The 16,679-nt window shown below is 68.4% G+C and carries 15 protein-coding genes; 9 read left to right on the forward strand and 6 right to left on the reverse strand.

Annotated features, from left to right (window positions below; all coding sequences use genetic code 11):
- From Q0A34_RS07575 to Q0A34_RS07615, 9 genes are all read left to right on the forward strand, one after another.
- The coding region (locus Q0A34_RS07575) for a sensor histidine kinase (RefSeq protein WP_291479394.1) at nucleotides 1–836 on the forward strand (836 nt) is incomplete at its 5' end.
- An 11-nt stretch (nucleotides 837–847) separates the two neighbouring features.
- The gene (locus tag Q0A34_RS07580) at nucleotides 848–1,450 is read left to right on the forward strand and encodes a response regulator transcription factor (RefSeq protein WP_291479452.1); all 603 of its coding nucleotides are present in this window, start codon (nucleotides 848–850) and stop codon (nucleotides 1,448–1,450) included.
- 117 nt (nucleotides 1,451–1,567) lie between these two features.
- A complete protein-coding gene (locus tag Q0A34_RS07585) occupies nucleotides 1,568–2,311 on the forward strand; it encodes a succinate dehydrogenase cytochrome b subunit (RefSeq protein ID WP_291479395.1) in 744 nt (247 codons plus the stop codon).
- A 47-nt stretch (nucleotides 2,312–2,358) separates the two neighbouring features.
- Complete coding sequence (locus tag Q0A34_RS07590) at nucleotides 2,359–4,395, forward strand: fumarate reductase/succinate dehydrogenase flavoprotein subunit (RefSeq protein ID WP_291479396.1); 2,037 nt, start codon at nucleotides 2,359–2,361, stop codon at nucleotides 4,393–4,395.
- The gene (locus Q0A34_RS07595) at nucleotides 4,395–5,144 is read left to right on the forward strand and encodes a succinate dehydrogenase/fumarate reductase iron-sulfur subunit (RefSeq protein ID WP_244803482.1); all 750 of its coding nucleotides are present in this window, start codon (nucleotides 4,395–4,397) and stop codon (nucleotides 5,142–5,144) included. The genes Q0A34_RS07590 and Q0A34_RS07595 overlap by 1 nt, the downstream gene beginning before the upstream one ends.
- 140 nt (nucleotides 5,145–5,284) lie before the next feature.
- Nucleotides 5,285–5,617 (forward strand): hypothetical protein, encoded by a 333-nt coding sequence (locus Q0A34_RS07600; RefSeq protein WP_291479397.1) that lies wholly within the window; start codon nucleotides 5,285–5,287, stop codon nucleotides 5,615–5,617.
- A 130-nt stretch (nucleotides 5,618–5,747) separates the two neighbouring features.
- Nucleotides 5,748–7,103, forward strand: a complete 1,356-nt coding sequence (locus Q0A34_RS07605; protein ID WP_291479398.1) for a DUF445 family protein — start codon at nucleotides 5,748–5,750, stop codon at nucleotides 7,101–7,103.
- A gap of 21 nt (nucleotides 7,104–7,124) precedes the next feature.
- Nucleotides 7,125–7,427 carry a DUF2516 family protein gene (locus tag Q0A34_RS07610; RefSeq protein ID WP_291479399.1) on the forward strand — a complete coding sequence of 101 codons (303 nt, stop codon included), beginning with the start codon at nucleotides 7,125–7,127 and terminating at the stop codon, nucleotides 7,425–7,427.
- Complete coding sequence (locus Q0A34_RS07615) at nucleotides 7,424–8,026, forward strand: 2-deoxyribose-5-phosphate aldolase (RefSeq protein ID WP_291479400.1); 603 nt, start codon at nucleotides 7,424–7,426, stop codon at nucleotides 8,024–8,026. The genes Q0A34_RS07610 and Q0A34_RS07615 overlap by 4 nt, the downstream gene beginning before the upstream one ends.
- Nucleotides 8,027–8,064: 38 nt before the next feature.
- Here the strand turns inward: Q0A34_RS07615 and Q0A34_RS07620 are convergent, their stop codons facing one another.
- From Q0A34_RS07620 to Q0A34_RS07645, 6 genes are all read right to left on the reverse strand, one after another.
- Complete coding sequence (locus Q0A34_RS07620) at nucleotides 8,065–9,948, reverse strand: long-chain fatty acid--CoA ligase (RefSeq protein ID WP_291479401.1); 1,884 nt, start codon at nucleotides 9,946–9,948, stop codon at nucleotides 8,065–8,067.
- 13 nt (nucleotides 9,949–9,961) lie between these two features.
- On the reverse strand, nucleotides 9,962–11,827 hold the full coding sequence (locus Q0A34_RS07625; protein WP_291479402.1) for a long-chain fatty acid--CoA ligase: 1,866 nt from the start codon (nucleotides 11,825–11,827) through the stop codon (nucleotides 9,962–9,964).
- Nucleotides 11,828–11,933: 106 nt separating this feature from the next.
- Nucleotides 11,934–12,539 carry a TetR/AcrR family transcriptional regulator gene (locus Q0A34_RS07630; protein ID WP_291479403.1) on the reverse strand — a complete coding sequence of 202 codons (606 nt, stop codon included), beginning with the start codon at nucleotides 12,537–12,539 and terminating at the stop codon, nucleotides 11,934–11,936.
- Between the two features lie 75 nt (nucleotides 12,540–12,614).
- A complete protein-coding gene (locus Q0A34_RS07635) occupies nucleotides 12,615–13,364 on the reverse strand; it encodes an enoyl-CoA hydratase family protein (protein ID WP_291479404.1) in 750 nt (249 codons plus the stop codon).
- A gap of 40 nt (nucleotides 13,365–13,404) precedes the next feature.
- Complete coding sequence (locus Q0A34_RS07640) at nucleotides 13,405–14,562, reverse strand: acyl-CoA dehydrogenase (RefSeq protein ID WP_291479453.1); 1,158 nt, start codon at nucleotides 14,560–14,562, stop codon at nucleotides 13,405–13,407.
- A 60-nt stretch (nucleotides 14,563–14,622) separates the two neighbouring features.
- Nucleotides 14,623–16,674, reverse strand: coding sequence for a biotin carboxylase N-terminal domain-containing protein (locus tag Q0A34_RS07645; protein ID WP_291479405.1), 2,052 nt, complete (start codon nucleotides 16,672–16,674; stop codon nucleotides 14,623–14,625).
- Between the last annotated feature and the right edge of the window lie 5 nt (nucleotides 16,675–16,679).

Consider the following 16,679-nt stretch of genomic DNA (forward strand, 5'->3'; position numbering starts at 1 on the left):
GGGGAGTGGCCGCGGTGGTCGGTCCCGGGGTCGGGGTGGTCTTCGCGGCGGGGGCCTACTGGACCTACCGGGCTCTCACCGCGGAGGCGGAGCGTCAGCGCGCCACCGCCGACGAGTTGCTCCGGACGCGGGACCGTCTGCTGGTCACCGAGAAGAACGCGGGACGGCTGGAGGAGCGGGAGCGGATCTCCCGTGACATCCACGACACGCTCGCCCAGGGGTTCAACGCGGTGGTCCTGCTGTCGCGTGCCGCGCAGACGGCGGTGCGGCAGGGGCGTACCGGGGACGGGCTCGGTCAGCTGTCGCTGATCGAGAGGACGGCGGGGGACAACCTGGACCAGGCGCGTCTCCTGATCCGGGACCTGGCGGCCGGGTCGGCGGGGGAGCCCATGGAGCCGGTGCAGCTGGCGCTGCGTCGTGTCGTGGACGACGTCACCGCCACTCAGCGGGCGCTCGGTGACGGTCTCGACGTCCGGCTGGTGGTGGAGGACGCGGTGGTGGACAGGGCACCGGAGCTGCCTGCCGCCGTGCAGGACGCGCTGGTCCACGTGGTGAAGGAGTCGTTGACCAATGTCGTCAAGCACGCCGACGCCCGCGGGGTGGGTGTCCGGCTCGGTGTGGAGGACGGTGCGCTGGTGCTCGACGTCGTCGACGACGGGCGGGGGATCGACCCCCGCGAGGTCGACCGGCCCTCCGGGGGCGGGTACGGGCTGACCGGGATGATGCTGCGGGTCAGGGAGGCAGGCGGCGAGGTCGACGTCCACGGTTCGGAGGGGACGCGCGTCAGCGCCCGCTTCAGCCTCGACGCCGGCGGGGACCGGGGGGACAGGCCGTGACGGTGCGGGTGATGCTCATCGACGACCACCCGGTGGTCCGCGCCGGGCTGCGCGCCATCCTCGACGGTTTCGGGGACGTGTGTGTCGTCGCCGAGGGGTCGGACGGTGCGGAGGCGGGCCGTGCCGCGGAACTCGGGGTGGACGTCCTGGTGATGGACATCCAGATGCCCGGCACGGACGGGATCTCGGCGACGCGGGACACCGTCGCCGCCGGGGGTCCGCCGGTGCTGGTGCTGACCACCTACGACACCGGGCGCCATGTCCGGGACGCCCTGGAGGCGGGTGCCACGGGATACCTCCTGAAGGACGCCCCGGAGGACGTCCTGCACCGGGCGGTGCTGGACACTGCGGCGGGCCGTCGGACGTTGTCGCCGGAAGCCGCGGTCACCCTCGCCGACCAGGTCGGCAGGTCCGGCGAGACCCTGTCGCGCCGGGAGGTGGAGATCCTGGCTGCACTGGCCACCGGTGCGAGCAACCGCGAACTGGCGGGGCGGTTCGTGATCTCACTGGCGACGGTGAAGACACATCTGATACATATTTATCAGAAGTTGGGGGTCGAGAACCGCACCGCCGCGGTGGCGGAGGCGCGCTCACGGGGCCTGATTGCAGGGTGAACGCGTGCCGACGGTGGGGGAACACGCACATAGGCTGTGATCTTTTTCACGGGGGCAGGGGTCGGTTGGTACTTGCCACTATGAGGGTCGTACAGTGTCTATGACACTGGAGGTGCCATGACTGTTAAATACGACGATCCCGCCGCAATCGAGCACGGGAAAATTTCCATCAAACCGTTGAGGGAGAAGCCGGGCTTCCCCTCCTGGGCGATGAAGCTGACGATGGCCGTGACGGGCATCATCTTCGCCCTCTACGTTCTCGTCCACATGGTCGGAAACCTGAAGGTATACACAGGTGCCGGCCACTTCAACGAGTACGCAGGCTTCCTGCGTGAAATCGGCGAGCCGCTCGTCCCGCACGAGGGCTTCCTCTGGATCGCACGCGTGGTCCTGCTGGTTTCGCTCATCCTGCACGTGTGGTGCGCCTTCGCGTTGAAGAAGCGCTCGCGCGAATCACGTGGTTCGTTCAAGCGCACCGGCAAGGTCGGTGGGCTGAACACCTTCACCGCCAGCTCCATGCTGGGTACCGGTATGGTGCTGCTGCTGTTCATCATCTTCCACATCCTCGATCTGACGATCGGTGCGGAGCCGGCGGCGTCGACCGCCTTCGAGCACGGTGAGGTGTACGCCAACCTGGTGGCCTCCTTCGAGCGCCCGGTTGTCGCGATCTTCTACATCCTGTGCATGGTCGTCCTCTTCCTGCACCTGAGCCACGGGATCTGGACCGCGTCCTCCGACCTGGGGATCACCGGTCACAGGACCCGTCAGGTCATGCTGTGGATCGCCTACCTGCTGCCCGCCGTCGTCATGATCGGCAACATCTCCATCCCGTTGATGGTGATGTTCGGCGTGGTGGATTAGTCCGGGTTCACAAGGGACCAACAGGGACCAAGGAGAGAGAAGAGACTATGGGAATCAGCAAGCCCCACCCGCACAACCAGACCCCGGACTTCGACTACGACGAGGCTCTGCAGGCCTTCTCCGCGCCGGAATCCAAGGTGGACGGTGTCGCCGTCGGCAAGGTCATCGGCGACAACGCCCCGCACGAGGTCGGCCAGCAGGAGCAGTGGCAGTACGACAAGGAGCACTTCAAGCTCGTCTCGCCGCTGAACCGCGCCAAGTTCCGCATCCTGATCGTCGGCACCGGCCTGGCCGGCGGCGCGGCGGCCGCGGCACTCGGTGAGCTCGGCTACGACGTCAAGGTCTTCACTTACCACGACAGCCCCCGTCGCGCGCACTCCATCGCCGCGCAGGGTGGCGTGAACTCGTCGCGGTCGAAGAAGCTGGACAACGACTCGACCTACAACCACACCAAGGACACCGTCAAGGGCGGCGACTACCGGTGCCGTGAGAACGACTGCTGGCGCCTGGCCATGGAGTCCGGCAAGGTCATCGACCACATGAACGCCATCGGTGCACCGTTCTCCCGCGAGTACGGCGGAACCCTGGCGACCCGTTCCTTCGGTGGTGTCCAGGTCTCCCGCACCTACTACACCCGCGGGCAGACCGGTCAGCAGCTGCAGCTGGCCACCACCTCGGCCCTGTACCGTCAGATCGGTGCCGGCAACGTCGAGATCTTCACCCACTCCGACGTCCAGGACATCATCGTCGAGGACGGGGTGTGCAAGGGCATCGTCACCCGCAACATCATCACCGGTGAGCTGTCCACCCACACCGGCCACGCCACCGTGCTGGCCACCGGCGGGTACGGGAACGTCTACCACATGTCCACGCTGGCCAAGAACTCCAACGCCAGCGCGATCATGCGTGCCTACGAGCAGGGTGCCTACATGGCGTCCCCGTCCTTCGTGCAGTTCCACCCGACCGGCCTGCCGGTCAACTCGGACTGGCAGTCCAAGACGATCCTGATGTCGGAGTCGCTGCGTAACGACGGCCGCATCTGGACGCCCGTCAAGAAGGGCGACGACCGCCACCCCAACGACATCCCCGAGGACGAGCGCGACTACTTCCTCGAGCGCCGTTACCCCGCCTTCGGCAACCTGGTGCCGCGCGACATCGCCTCCCGTGCGAACGCGCAGCAGATCAACGCCGGTTACGGAGTCGGCCCGAAGAAGAACTCGGTGTACCTGGACCTCACCCACGCCATCAAGAAGCTGGGCGAGGACACCATCCGCGAGCGCTACTCGAACCTCATCCAGATGTACGAGGAGGCCATCGGCGACGACGCCTACAAGGAGCCGATGCGCATCGCCCCGACCTGCCACTACACCATGGGTGGGCTGTGGACCGACTTCCACGAGATGACCTCGATCCCGGGGCTGTTCTGCTCCGGCGAGTCCTCCTGGATGTACCACGGCGCGAACCGTCTGGGCGCGAACTCCCTGCTCTCCTCCTCCGTGGAAGGCTGGTTCACCCTGCCGTTCACCGTGCCGAACTACCTGGCCCCGCTGCTGGGTGAGGAGGCCCCGGACACCGACTCGGAGGCGGCCAAGGCCGCGCTGAAGCGGGCCGAGGAGCGCATCGACCGCATCCTGAGCATCCGCGGACCCAACCCGCACGGTGCCGAGTACTACCACCGCCAGCTCGGTGAGATCCTCTACCGCTGCTGTGGTGTGGCACGTACCGTGGAGGGTATGCAGGCGGGCATCGACGAGATCCGGAAGCTCCGCGCGGACTTCTGGGAGAACGTCTTCGTGCCCGGCGGCAAGGAAGAGATGAACCAGGCGCTAGAGAACGCCATCCGCGTCGCCGACTACCTGGATCTCGGCGAGCTGATGTGCGTCGACGCCCTGGACCGTGACGAGTCCTGTGGCGCGCATTACCGCGAGGACCACCTCGACGAGGACGGCGAAGCCGAGCGCAACGACGACGAGTGGTGCTTCGTCTCCGCCTGGGAGCCGGGCGACAAGCCGGAGACCTTCATCCGTCACTCGGAGCCGCTGTACTTTGACCGCATCCCGCTGATGACAAGGAACTACAAGTAATGAAACTGCATCTTGAGATCTGGCGTCAGGCGGACCACACCTCGGAGGGGCACTTCGAGTCGGTGGACGTCCCCGACGCTGAGCAGGCAATGTCCATCCTGGAGCTCCTCGACCACGTGAACACCACGTACGTCGAGGCGGGCAAGGAGCCGTTCGCCTTCGCCTCCGACTGCCGTGAGGGCATCTGCGGCACCTGCGGCCTCATGGTCAACGGGCGTCCGCACGGTCCGGACAAGAACAAGCCGGCCTGCCAGCAGCGCCTGTACAGCTTCAACGACGGTGACAGCATCAAGCTCGAGCCGCTGCGCTCCGCCGCGTACCCGGTGATCAAGGACATGGTCGTCGACCGGTCCGCACTGGACCGCGTCATGGAGAAGGGCGGCTTCGTGTCCATGGCGGCCGGTACCGCCCCGGACGCCGACAGCCTGCTGGTCAACCACGAGGACGCCGAGCTGGCCCTCGACCACGCCGCCTGCATCGGTTGCGGTGCCTGCGTGGCCGCCTGCCCGAACGGTGCCTCCCACCTGTTCACCGGTGCCAAGCTGGTCCACATGACCCTGTCCCCGCTGGGGCGCCAGGAGCGTGGCCGCCGTGCCAAGAACATGGTCGACGAGGCCGAGGGCACCTTCGGTCCCTGCTCGCTCTACGGCGAGTGCGCCGACGTCTGCCCGGCGGGCATCCCGCTGACCGCCGTCGCCGCGATCACCAAGGAGCGTGCCCGCGCCGCGATCCGCGGCAAGGCCGACTAGCTGCACGTCCCCGGGTGTACGACCCGGGTGCACCACCAGGTGCGCGACTAGGCCCCCGGCCACACCCGTGCGCTAGAATCATGGTGTCGCCCGGGTCCGACGTCCCCGGAAAGTACCGAAGGATGAGAGAAGAATCGATGATGTTTCCGCATTCAGACACCAAAGGTGAGCACTCGGCGTCACCGGAGTACCTCGACGGCTACGTTCCGTCCAGCTGGGACGCGCCGCACTCGTCACTGCAGCGTGGCGTGACCTGGCTGTCGATGGGGCTGCTCGTCGCCGCCGTCGCCATCATGGGTGTCGGGATCTTCGGCTTCGCCGCCTACAGTGTCGACGCGCAGGAGCACGGCGTCACCATCGGCATCGTCGGCTGGGTCGTCGGAGTGGTCCTCCTCCTCGCCTCCTTCCTCGGTATCCGTATCGGCCGTCGTGGTACCCGCGAGTACCGCAAGCGCACGGGACGCGTCTACTAGAGTCCCCCGGTACCTGAACCACCTGTACCACCCGCGCCTCCAGCGCACCCCGGCCCTCTGAGCTGCCCGGCAGCCAGGGGGCCGAGGTCTGTCCGGAGCCGTGTCCGTCACCGGTGGAATAATGGGGCGGGTGACCTCCTCCACGAACCCCGCGGGCTCCCTGAGCTCCCCGGGCTCCCCGAAGAACAGCCCCGCCGACAGCCGCCTCGAGGTACCGGGACCGTCCCCGGAGTCCGAGGCCGGGCGTCGTCGTGACCTGCGCCGGCACAAGGCGTTCGCCACCGGCCTACTGGTGCTGGCCACGGTGGTCTACCTGCTGTGCCGGTGGCTGGAGGCCACCGGCAGGGACGGCGGGTGGACGGGGTACGTCCGGGCCGCGAGCGAGGCCGGGATGGTCGGTGCCCTGGCAGACTGGTTCGCCGTGACCGCGCTGTTCCGGCATCCGCTGCGCATCCCGATCCCGCACACCGCGATCATCAAACGAAAGAAGGACCAGGTCGGCCACGCGCTGAGCTCGTTCGTGGGCGAGAACTTCCTCAACGCCGCGCTGATCACCGAGAAGCTGCGCCAGGCACGGATCCCGGAACGTGCCGCGGACTGGGTGCTGGACCAGGGAGGGGCGGAGCGGACCGGGGAGGAGGCGGCCCGGCTGGTCGACCTGGTGGTCAACGGCGTGGACCCGGCGGAAGCGGAACAGCTCCTGCGGACCCTGGTGGTCGACAAGATCTCGGAACCGGCCTGGGGTCCGCCGTTGGGACGCGGTCTGGAGCAGCTCATCAGCGAGGGCAGGACCGAGCCCGTCGTCGACGCCGTCGTCGTCTGGTTGGACGACAAGGCCCGCGACAGTGAGGAGCTCATCGTCCGGCTCCTCGACGAGCGCACCCCCGCCTGGGCGCCCCGGTTCGTCCGCGAACTCGTCGGGGACAAGGTGTACAGCGAGGTCGTGCAGTTCACCGGGGACGTCCGAGCCGACCCCGACCACGAGGCGCGCCACGCGATCCGCCGGTTCATCACCCAGTTGGCCCGGGACCTCCAGCACGATCCGGCGATGATCACCCGGGTGGAGGGCCTCAAGAACGACATCATGAACTCGCCCACCGTCCAGGCGCTGCCGGGCACCCTGTGGGAGTCGGTGCGGTCCACCCTGACCACCATGGCGCGGGACAGGGACTCCGTCCTGCGCACGAGGATCGTCACGTGGGTCACCACCTTCGCCACCCGGGTGCGTACCGAGGAGGAGCTGCGGGCCTCCCTGGAGAAGCGGCTCGTGGGGGCCGCGTCCTACCTGGCGGAGAACTACGCCGGTGAGGTCACCGGCATCATCGGCGAGACCGTCGAGCGTTGGGACGCCGACGAGGCCAGCGACCGTATCGAGCTGATGGTGGGCAAGGACCTGCAGTTCATCCGGGTCAACGGCACCGTGGTCGGGTCGTTGGCGGGGCTGGCCATCTACACCGTGTCCGAGCTGATGTTCACGGTGCTGTGACGTCGGATAGTATCGGGAGCCATGATTGACTTTGTGGACATGGCCTTCCGGGGTCTCGGCTACCTGCAGCTCGTCTTCCTGGTCCTCGTGGTCGTCGGGGCGATCTGGGGTGCGGTCCAGGTCGCCGTGACCAGGGACGACGCCTTCACGGTCATCGACCGGTCGAAGCAGAACTGGCTTCTGCTGCTCGGCGGCTCGGCGCTGGGTGTGCTGCTGCTCGGGACGGTGGTGTCGATGGTGTGGATCATCGGCGCCGTGATCGTGGGCATCTACTGGCAGGACATCCGCCCGTCCATCCGTGACGTCCTCGGCAACGCCCAGTGAGCGACAACACCGGCGTCGAACTGGTGATGCTCGACCCCGCCTGCACCGGGCGGGACGCCCGGGACCTCATCGAGGAGGCCGTGGACGGCGGATTCTCGGCGGTGTGCCTGCCACCGACGCTGTTCCCCGTGCGGGATGTGCCGGAGACCGTCCGGCTGGTGGCGGCGGCAGGCTACCCGAGCGGGAAACACCACCCGTTGGTGAAGGCCAGTGAGGCACACATGGCGGTGGTCAATGGGGCGCAGGAGGTCCATGCGGTCCTGGATGCGTCGAACGTGGTCGCGGCGGACGGCAACGCGATGATCAGTGAGATCGTGACGCTGCGCGAAGCGGTGCCGTACCCGGCGGTGCTGCGTGTCTCCCCGGGGGAGTACGGGGCCGACGTACCCGACACCGCCCCCGACACCGCCCCCGGCACCGCGGCCGGCGACCGGGTGCGGGCCTTCTGTCGGGCGGCGGTGACCGCCGGGGCGGACATGGTCTCCGCCGGCTCCGGGCACGAGGCATCGCTGATGCTGGAGGCGGTGCAGGGGACGAACGTGACCGTGACCGCGCCGGTCCGGCTCCCCGGGGTGGCACGTGTGACCGTGCACCGGTGAACGGTCGTGCGGGTGGTTCCGGCGCAGGTGCCGGGTACTCAGGCGTAGTTCGCCTCCACCTGTTCGGCGAAGTGCGCGGCGACCGGCTTGCGCCGTAGCTTCAGCGACGGCGTGAGCTCGGCGTCCTCCACCGTCAGGTCACGGGGGAGGATCTGGAAGGTCTTGATCTGCTCCCACCTGTTCAGCGTGGTGTTGAGTTCGTCGATGTACCCCTGCACCAGGTCCCTTGTCCGTGGGTCGGCGGCGATCCGGGCGTAGTCCCCGTCGATCCCCTCCCGTTGTGCCCAGGCCGTCAGCGCATCCCCGTCCAACGCGACCAGGGCGCTGACGTACTGACGCCCCTCTCCGATGAGCACCAGGTTGGAGGCCACGGGGCAGAGCCCCTTGAACTGCGCCTCGATGGGTGCCGGTGCCACGTACTTGCCGTTCGAGGTCTTGAAAAGCTCCTTCTTCCTGTCGGTGATGCGTACGAACCCGTCGTCGTCGATGTCGCCGATGTCGCCGGTGTGCATCCACCCGTCTGCGTCGAGTGCCTCGGCCGTGGCTTCCGGGTTGTTGTGGTAGCCGTCCATGACCCCGGCGCAGCGGAAGAGGATCTCACCGTCGTCGGCGATGCGGAGGTCCACGCCGTCCAGGGGGCGTCCGATCCGCCCCGAGCGGTACGCCCCCGGCATGCCCAGGCAGGACCCGCCCCCGGACTCGGTCATCCCGTATGCCTCGAGGATCATCATCCCGGCGGCACCGAACCACCGCGAGATGTCGGTGTTGAGCGCGGCGGAGCCGGAGATGAAGTACCGGATCCGTCCGCCGAAACGTTCCCGCACGGTGGAGAAGACCAGACGGTCGGCGAGCCGCGCCTGCAGCCGCTCCCAGCGGGAGACCGTGGTGCCGCCGTCGCCGTGGTCCGCCTCGAAGACCTTCACGCCCACTCGGCTGGCCCACTGGAACAGCCGCTCCTTCACGCGGAGCGGCCCGGGGTCGTCGGCGATCATGGTGACGATGCCGTTGTAGGCCTTCTCGAAGATGCGCGGTGCCGACCCCATGAAGGTCGGACGGACCACCGGGAGGTTGGAGACGATGCGGTCGACGCGTCCGTCGATGGCGGTCTCGAAGCCGAGGTGTACCGGCATCATCAGCAGCAGCTTGCCCATCACGTGTGACAGGGGCAGCCACAGGAACTGCTTGTCGTCGATGGTCAGCATGTCGTCCGGTGACGTCCTGCGCATCGTGTCGTCCATGGCCAGGATCTCGAACACCAGGACCCTGTGGGGGAGGAGGACCCCTTTGGGGCGACCTGTCGTCCCGGAGGTGTAGATCAAGGTCGCGAGGTCATCGAGGTCGGTGTCGTCGATGCGCCCGTCGATCTCCCCCGGGTGGGAGTCGAGCCGGGCGCTCCCACGGCGTCGCAGCTCGTCCATGCTGATCACCCAGTCCCCGTCGGCGTCTGCGGGCACGTCGTTGTCGAGCACGACGACGGTGTTCACCTTGGGGAGGTCCCCACGGAGACCGGAGATCTTGGCGAGTTGTTCGCGGTCCTCGACGAAGACGACTGTGCTGTCCGAGTCGTCGAGGATGAAGCGGACGTCGTTCGCGAGGGTGGTGGGGAACACGGTCACGGTGGCGGCGGCCGCGTAGACGATGCCGTAGTCGGCGAGTGCCCACTCGTACCGGGTCGTGCTGGCGATCGCGACCCGCTGTTCGGGGCCGACCCCCAGGGAGATCAGGCCGGCTCCGACCTCCGCCGCCTGAGCCCCGACCTCACCCCAGGTCAGGGTCTTCCAGGTTTCCTGCCCGGTGCCGTCGGTGACGGGGTAGCTGTAGGCGCGGCGCTTCGGGGTCTCGGTGACCCGTTTGCGCAGCATGTGTCCGGTGGACCGGACCGACGGGTCGAAGGTGGTGGTGGCGATGTCGGTGGTTGTCATGGGGTGTCTCCTTCTACGTGGTGGGGTACAGCGCGGCGATGTCGGTGGCGAAGTGGTCGGCGACGGGCCGACGTCGGAGTTTGAGCGAGGGCGTGAGTTCCTGCCGCTCGACGGACAGCTCACGGTCGAGGATGCGGAAGGCCCTGATGCGCTCCCAGGGGTTGAGGCCGTCATTGAGTTCGTCGATGTAGCCCTGCACGTGCTGACGGGTCCGCTGGTGGCGGGTGACGGAGAGGTAGTCGCCGGGGACCCCCTCGCGCTCCGCCCACGCCAGGATCGCGGCCTCGTCCAGAGCCACGAGGGCCGCGACATGGCGGCGGCCTTCGCCGACCACCACGATCTGTGACGCCTCGGGGCATAGTCCCTTGAACTCCGCCTCGATCGGCGCGGGGGCGACGTACTTCCCGTTGGACGTCTTGAACAGTTCCTTCTTGCGGTCGGTGATCCGCAGCCGTCCGGCCTCGTCGAGGGTGCCGATGTCCCCGGTGTGCAGCCAGCCGTCGCCGGTCAGGGCCCGGGAGGTTTCCCCGGGGTTGTCGTGGTAGCCGGCCATCACCCCGGGGCCACGGACGAGGATCTCGCCGTCGTCGGCGATGCGGACACTGAAACCGTGGACCGGGGAGCCGACGGTGCCGGCCTTGTAGGAGGACGGCAGCCCCAGTGTCGCCACGTTGCTCTCGGTCATGCCGTACCCCTCGAGCACGGGGAGTCCGGCGGCGCCGAACCACCGGGCGATGTCGGTGTTCAGTGCGGCGGAGCCGGAGATGAAGTACCGGATCCGTCCGCCGAAGCGTTCCCGCACGGTGGAGAACACCAGGCGGTCCGCCACCCGGGCCTGGAGCCGGTCCCACCGGGTGGCGGAGCCCCGGCCCTGGTCGGCGTCGAAGACACGGACCCCGACCCGTCCGGCCCAGTGGAACAGCCTCTCCCGGATGCGCCAGGGGCCGGGGTCCTCCGCCATCATGGTGGTGATGCCGGTGTGGGCCTTCTCGAAGATCCGTGGGACCGAGGCCATGAAGGTCGGCCGTGACTCCCGGAGGTTGTCGACGATTTTCTCGATCCGGCCGTCGACGGTGGTCTCGAACCCGACGTGGACCGGCAGCAGCACCATGAGCTTCCCCATGACATGGGCCAGCGGGAGCCAGAGGAACTGCCTGTCGTCGATGCTGAGGAGCGGGGTGCCGTCGGGTGTCGGTTCCGCCGCCACCGTGTCTGCGATGGCGCCGACCTGTGACACCCACACCCGGTGGGGGAGGAGCACGCCCTTGGGGCGGCCGGTGGTGCCGGAGGTGTAGATCAGGGTGGCCAGGTCGTCCGGCCGGATCCCGTCGATGCGCCGGTCGACGGCGTCCGGGACGTCGTCGAGAAGGTCTCTCCCGCTGCGCCGGAGTTCGTCGACGGTGACGACCCAGTCGTCCGGACGGTCCGGCAGGTCGGTGTCGAAGACGACCACGGTGTGCACGTCGGGTAGTCGTTCGCGCAGCGTGAGCAGTTTCGACAGCTGTTCGGCGTCCTCCGCGAAGACGACCCGGGCGCCGGAGTCCCCGATGATGTGGAGGACGTCCCCGGTGACGGTGGTGGGGTAGACGGCGACGGTCGCGGCGCCGGCGCTCATGGTTCCGAGGGTGGCGATGATCCATTCGTACCGGGTGGAGCTGGCGACGGCGACGCGGTCCCCGGGGTCGACCCCCAGGGAGATGAGCCCGGCGGCGACCTCGTCGGTGTCCGCTGCCACCCGGGACCAGGTGGCGACGGTCCAGATATCGTTGTCGGAGGTGGTGTCAGGGTAGGTGAAGGCGCGTCGGTGTGGTGTCTCGGCGGCGCGTCTGCGCAGCATGTGGCCGACGGTCGGGGCACTTACGGCGGTGGTGGTGGTCATGGGTGGTCCTCCGGACCTGCGCGGTATCCGCTATTGTTGTGAAAGCTAAGTAGCTGGTGTGAGACGTGTCCCCGGGCGGTGGAGCAGATGGACGGTGTGGCGGTGGTCAGTCGTTGCGCCGGATGTCGGCGAGGATGGCCGACCACGTCTCCAGGGCGTGGCGCTGGTGTTCCCGGTTGTCGACGAGGACCGAACCGAGCCCGAGCCCCCGGGCGACGTCCAGGGTGAGGCCCAGGAGACGACGGGTGCGCCTGTCGGACAGGTCGGCGTTCAGGGCGAGGGCGGTGAGGTGGTAGACCTCGCGACCGTAACGGGCCTCCGCCGGGACGATCAGTTCACGGAGGGTGGCGTCGGTGCTCGCGGCGGCCCAGATGTGGAGGGCCGCGTGGAACGGTCGGTTGCTGAAGAACCCGAAGACCAGCTCGAGGACGTCCTCCACAGGAGCACCGTCGCTGCCCGAGGACAGTTCGGCGACACTCGTGCGGAGGTTCTGGGTGCGTTCGGAGAAGAACTCCTCGAGAGCGGCCTCGATCAGCGCGTCCCGGGTGGGGAAATGGTGCTGTGCCGCACCCCGAGAGACCCCCGCCCGCGAGGCGACGGCACTCAGCGTCGTCGCGGCGAGGCCGTGTTCGGACAACGTCGCCAGGGCAGCCTCCAGCAGGCGACGCCTGGTCACCCTGCTGCGTTCCTGCTGCGCTACTCTGCTGGCCATGTGTCCTCCGGGCTTCTCGGTCAAACGACAGTCACTGTAACAGCCGGTGAAGGTCACCCCGCACCACCACCGACGTCACGCCGCCCAGCTCGGGGGACGCTTCTGCAGGAAGGCGGTGATCCCCTCCAGTGCCTCCGGGGTGGCGAAGAGCTCGGCGGACTTCGAGGCCAGGGCCTCCGCCCCGGCGTCGAAGGAGTCCACGAGCGGCCTGTTGATGATCGCCTTGGTCTCCCGCAGGCCCTGCGGTGAACACTTCAGCAGTCCCTCGGCTGTGGTGGCGGCCTGCCGCCGGGGGTCGTCGACGACCTCGGTGACGAGCCCCAGTCGGGCCGCGGTCTCCGCGTCGAAGCGTTCGCCGGTCAGCAGGTAACGCGACGCGGCACGGGAGGTGAGACGTGGCAGCACTGTCAGCGCGATCATCGCCGGGGCCACGCCGATGCGTGTCTCCGTGGTGGCGAAGGACGACTCCGACGAGGCGAACACCATGTCACAGGCACCGACCAGCCCGGTGCCACCGGCACGGACGTTGCCGTCGACGACGGCCGTGACCGGCTTGGGGAGCTCCACGACGGTGCGCAGCAGCCCGATGAAACTGCCGGTGACCTCCTCCGGTGACAGGTCGCCGACCGCGGCGAGGTCCGCGCCGGAGCAGAACGTCGATCCGGTGTGGTCGAGGACCACGCTGCGCACCGACTCGTCCTGTGCGGCACTTCTCAGGGCGTCGTCGAGATCCCTGATCAGCGCCGGCGACAGCGCGTTCCGGCGGTCCGGTGCGTCGATGGTGATCCGGGCGGTCTTGTTGTCCGTGGTGGTGGTGATGGTCATGCCTGTCTCCTGTGACGTCGTGGGTGGGTGTGTCCGGCGGTCAGTAGCTCTTGGGCAGGCCCATGACCGTCTGCGCGACGTAGTTCAGCAGCATCTCACGGCTGACCGGGGCGATACGGGGGAGCCGTGAGGCGGCGTACATGCGGGCCAGGCCGTACTCCGCGGTGAGGCCGTTGCCGCCGAGGGTCTGCACGGCCTGGTCGAGCGACTTCGCGGAGACCTCGCCCGCGGCGTACTTGGCCATGTTGGCGGCGGTCGCCGCACCGTCCAGGTCGCCCTGGTCGAACCGTGCCGCGGCGTTACGGCACATCAGCCGGGCCTGCTCGAGCTCGATCCGGCACTGTGCGAGCGGGTGGGACAGGCCCTGGTGCGCACCGATCGGGGTCTTCCAGATGACACGCTCGTTGGCGTACTTCACGGCGGTGTCGAGCGCGTAGCGGGACATGCCGGTGGCCATCGCGGTGGCGATGATGCGCTCCGGGTTCAGGCCGACGAAGAGCTGGAAGATCCCGGCGTCGCTGTCGCCGACCAGGTCCTCGTCCTTCAGCCGGATGTCGTCGAAGTGCAGGGTGTACTGCCACTCAGGCAGCATGACCTCGGTGGGGATCTGGGTCTTGGAGAAACCTTCGGCGTCGGTGGGGACCATGAACAGTGCCGGCTTCAGCTTGCCGGTGCGCTCGTCGTGGGCACGGGCGACGACCAGGACGGCGTCGGCCTGGTCCACCCCGGAGATGAAGGTCTTCGAGCCGTTGAGGATCCACTCGTCACCCTCCTTCTTCGCGGTGGTGGTGATGTTGTGGCTGTTGGTGCCGGCGTCGGCCTCGGTGATGCCGAAGGCACTGATGAACTCGCCGGAGGCGATGCCGGGCAGCCAGCGCTGTTTCTGGTCGGGAGTGCCGAAGGCAGCGATGATGGACCCGCAGATGGCGGGAGACACGACCAGCATCAGCAGGCCGCAGCCCTGTGCGGACAGCTCCTCCTGGACGATGGAGAGCTCCAGCAGGCCCGCTCCACCGCCGCCGTACTCCTCGGGCAGGTTCACGCCGACGAAGCCGAGTTCACCGGCTTCCTTCCACAGCTCGGTGGGGTACTCCTTGGCGTCGGCCTTCCTGGCCATGTAGTCGTAGCCGTACTTCTTCGCGAGCGCACGGACGGTCTTGCGTAGTTCCTCCTGCTCGGGGGTGTCGTTGAGGGGCATGCTGACCTGGGGTTGTGACATGGTGTGATCTCCTTGGGAAGTGGTGGTCGTTAGTTGTCGTCAGTTGTCGTTGTCGGGGGTGTCGATGACCGCAAGCAGGGTTCCGGTCTCGATGTGGTCCCCGGTGGCGGCGGCCAGCTCGCTGACCGTGCCGTCGGAGGTGGCCGAGATGGTGTGCTCCATCTTCATGGCCTCGATGGTCATCAGTTTCTGACCGGTGGTGACGGTGTCGCCGACGGCGACCAGGACCCCGGTCACCGTTCCCGGCATGGGGGCGACCAGGGCGCCTTCGGCGACGATGTCGGACGGGTCGTCGTACCTCGGACGTTCGGTCAGGGTGACCGGGCCGAGCGCCGAGTCCACACCCACACCTCCACCGGGGTACCGGTGGACGGTGAGCGTGCGGCGGATGCCGTCGACCTCGACGAGCACCGTGGCCGCGCCGTCGGAACCGCCGCCGGTCCGCGGTCTGACCTCCACGAGCCGGACGCCGTCGTGCCCCGCGAGGGTCGTGCCCCCGGCGCCCGTCGAGCGCGAGGAGCGCACGACGGTGACCTCCACCTCGTTGTCCGTGTCCTGGCCACGGAAGTACCGGTGGGTGGTGCGGGCGTCGCCGTGCAGGCGGAACCCGGAGGGTACGTGGGGGGCGGGGCGCGTCGACGCGGTGTCGGCCTCGGCGACGACGGCGGCGGCGAAGGCGGAGACCGCCACCGCGTCGTCGTCGGCCAGCGGGGCCATCGAGACCTCTGTGTGGGTCTTCTCCAGGAACGCGGTGTTGATGTCACCGGCCCGGAAGTCGGGGTCGTCCAGGATCCGGACCAGCTGGTCCCGGTTGGTGCCCAGTCCGTGGATCCGGGCGCGGCGCAGCGTCCCGCTGAGTCGCCCCACCGCCTCCGCACGGTTCGGCGCCCAGGAGATGACCTTGGCCAGCATGGCGTCGTAGTTCACGCCGACAACGGCAGGACGGCCCGGCTCTGCCTCGGGTCCCGAGTCCAGCCGGATGCCCGGCACCCCGGGGCCGGTGAAGGAGGAGACCACGTCGTCGAAGTCGAACCGCAGCACCTCACCGGACATCGGCCGGTAGTCGTGGCGGGGGTCCTCGGCGTAGACACGTGCCTCCACCGCCCAGCCGTCGAGTCCCGGAGGGCCGCCGGCGGGGAGTTCCCGGCCGGCGGCGACGTCGAACTGCAGGCCGACCAGGTCGAGGCCCGTGGTCGCCTCGGTGACCGGGTGCTCCACCTGCAGCCGGGTGTTGACCTCGAGGAAGAAGAACTCGCCCTTGTCGTTGGCCAGGAACTCCACCGTGCCGGCACCGCTGTAGCTGATGGCGTGGGCTGCGGCGCGCGCGGCATCGAACAGCCGGTCGCGCATCCCGTCGACGCGTTCGACGAGTGGGGACGGGGCCTCCTCGATCACCTTCTGGTGACGGCGCTGGATCGAACACTCGCGTTCGCCTACCGCCCACACCCCGCCGTGGTTGTCCGCCATGAGCTGGACCTCGATGTGGCGGCCGGACTCGATGTAGCGCTCTATGAAGACGGTGCCGTCCCCGAAGGCGCTCTCGGCCTCACGGACGGCGGCGGCCGTCTCGGACTCGAGTTCGTCGATGGTGCGGACAACGCGCATCCCGCGGCCGCCGCCACCGGCGGACGCCTTGACCAGGACCGGCAGCATGTCCTCGGTGATCTCCGAGGTCTGCAGGTTTGTCAGCACCGGTACTCCGGCGGCCTCCATCAGCTTCTTGGCCTCGGTCTTCGACCCCATCGCGTCGATGGCCTCGGGGGACGGGCCGATCCAGGTCAGACCGGCGTCGATCACGGCACGGGCGAAGGAGGCGTTCTCCGACAGGAACCCGTAACCGGGGTGGACGGCGTCGGCACCGGTCCGCTTCGCCGCGTCCAGTACCGCGTCGGCGTTGAGGTAGGTCTCCGCGGGGGCGTTGCCGGGGAGCCGGACGGAGGCGTCGGCTTCCCGGACGAAGGGTTCGTCGCTGTCGGTGTCCGAGTACACGGCGACGGTCGAGAGCCCTCTGTGTCGCGCGGTGGTGAACACGCGGCGGGCGATCTCGCCGCGGTTGGCGACGAGTACCGTGGAAAATTCTGTGTTGGTCATCTCTT

The sequence above is a fragment of the Corynebacterium sp. genome, assembly GCF_022712195.1.
In the GTDB taxonomy this organism is placed as follows: domain Bacteria; phylum Actinomycetota; class Actinomycetes; order Mycobacteriales; family Mycobacteriaceae; genus Corynebacterium.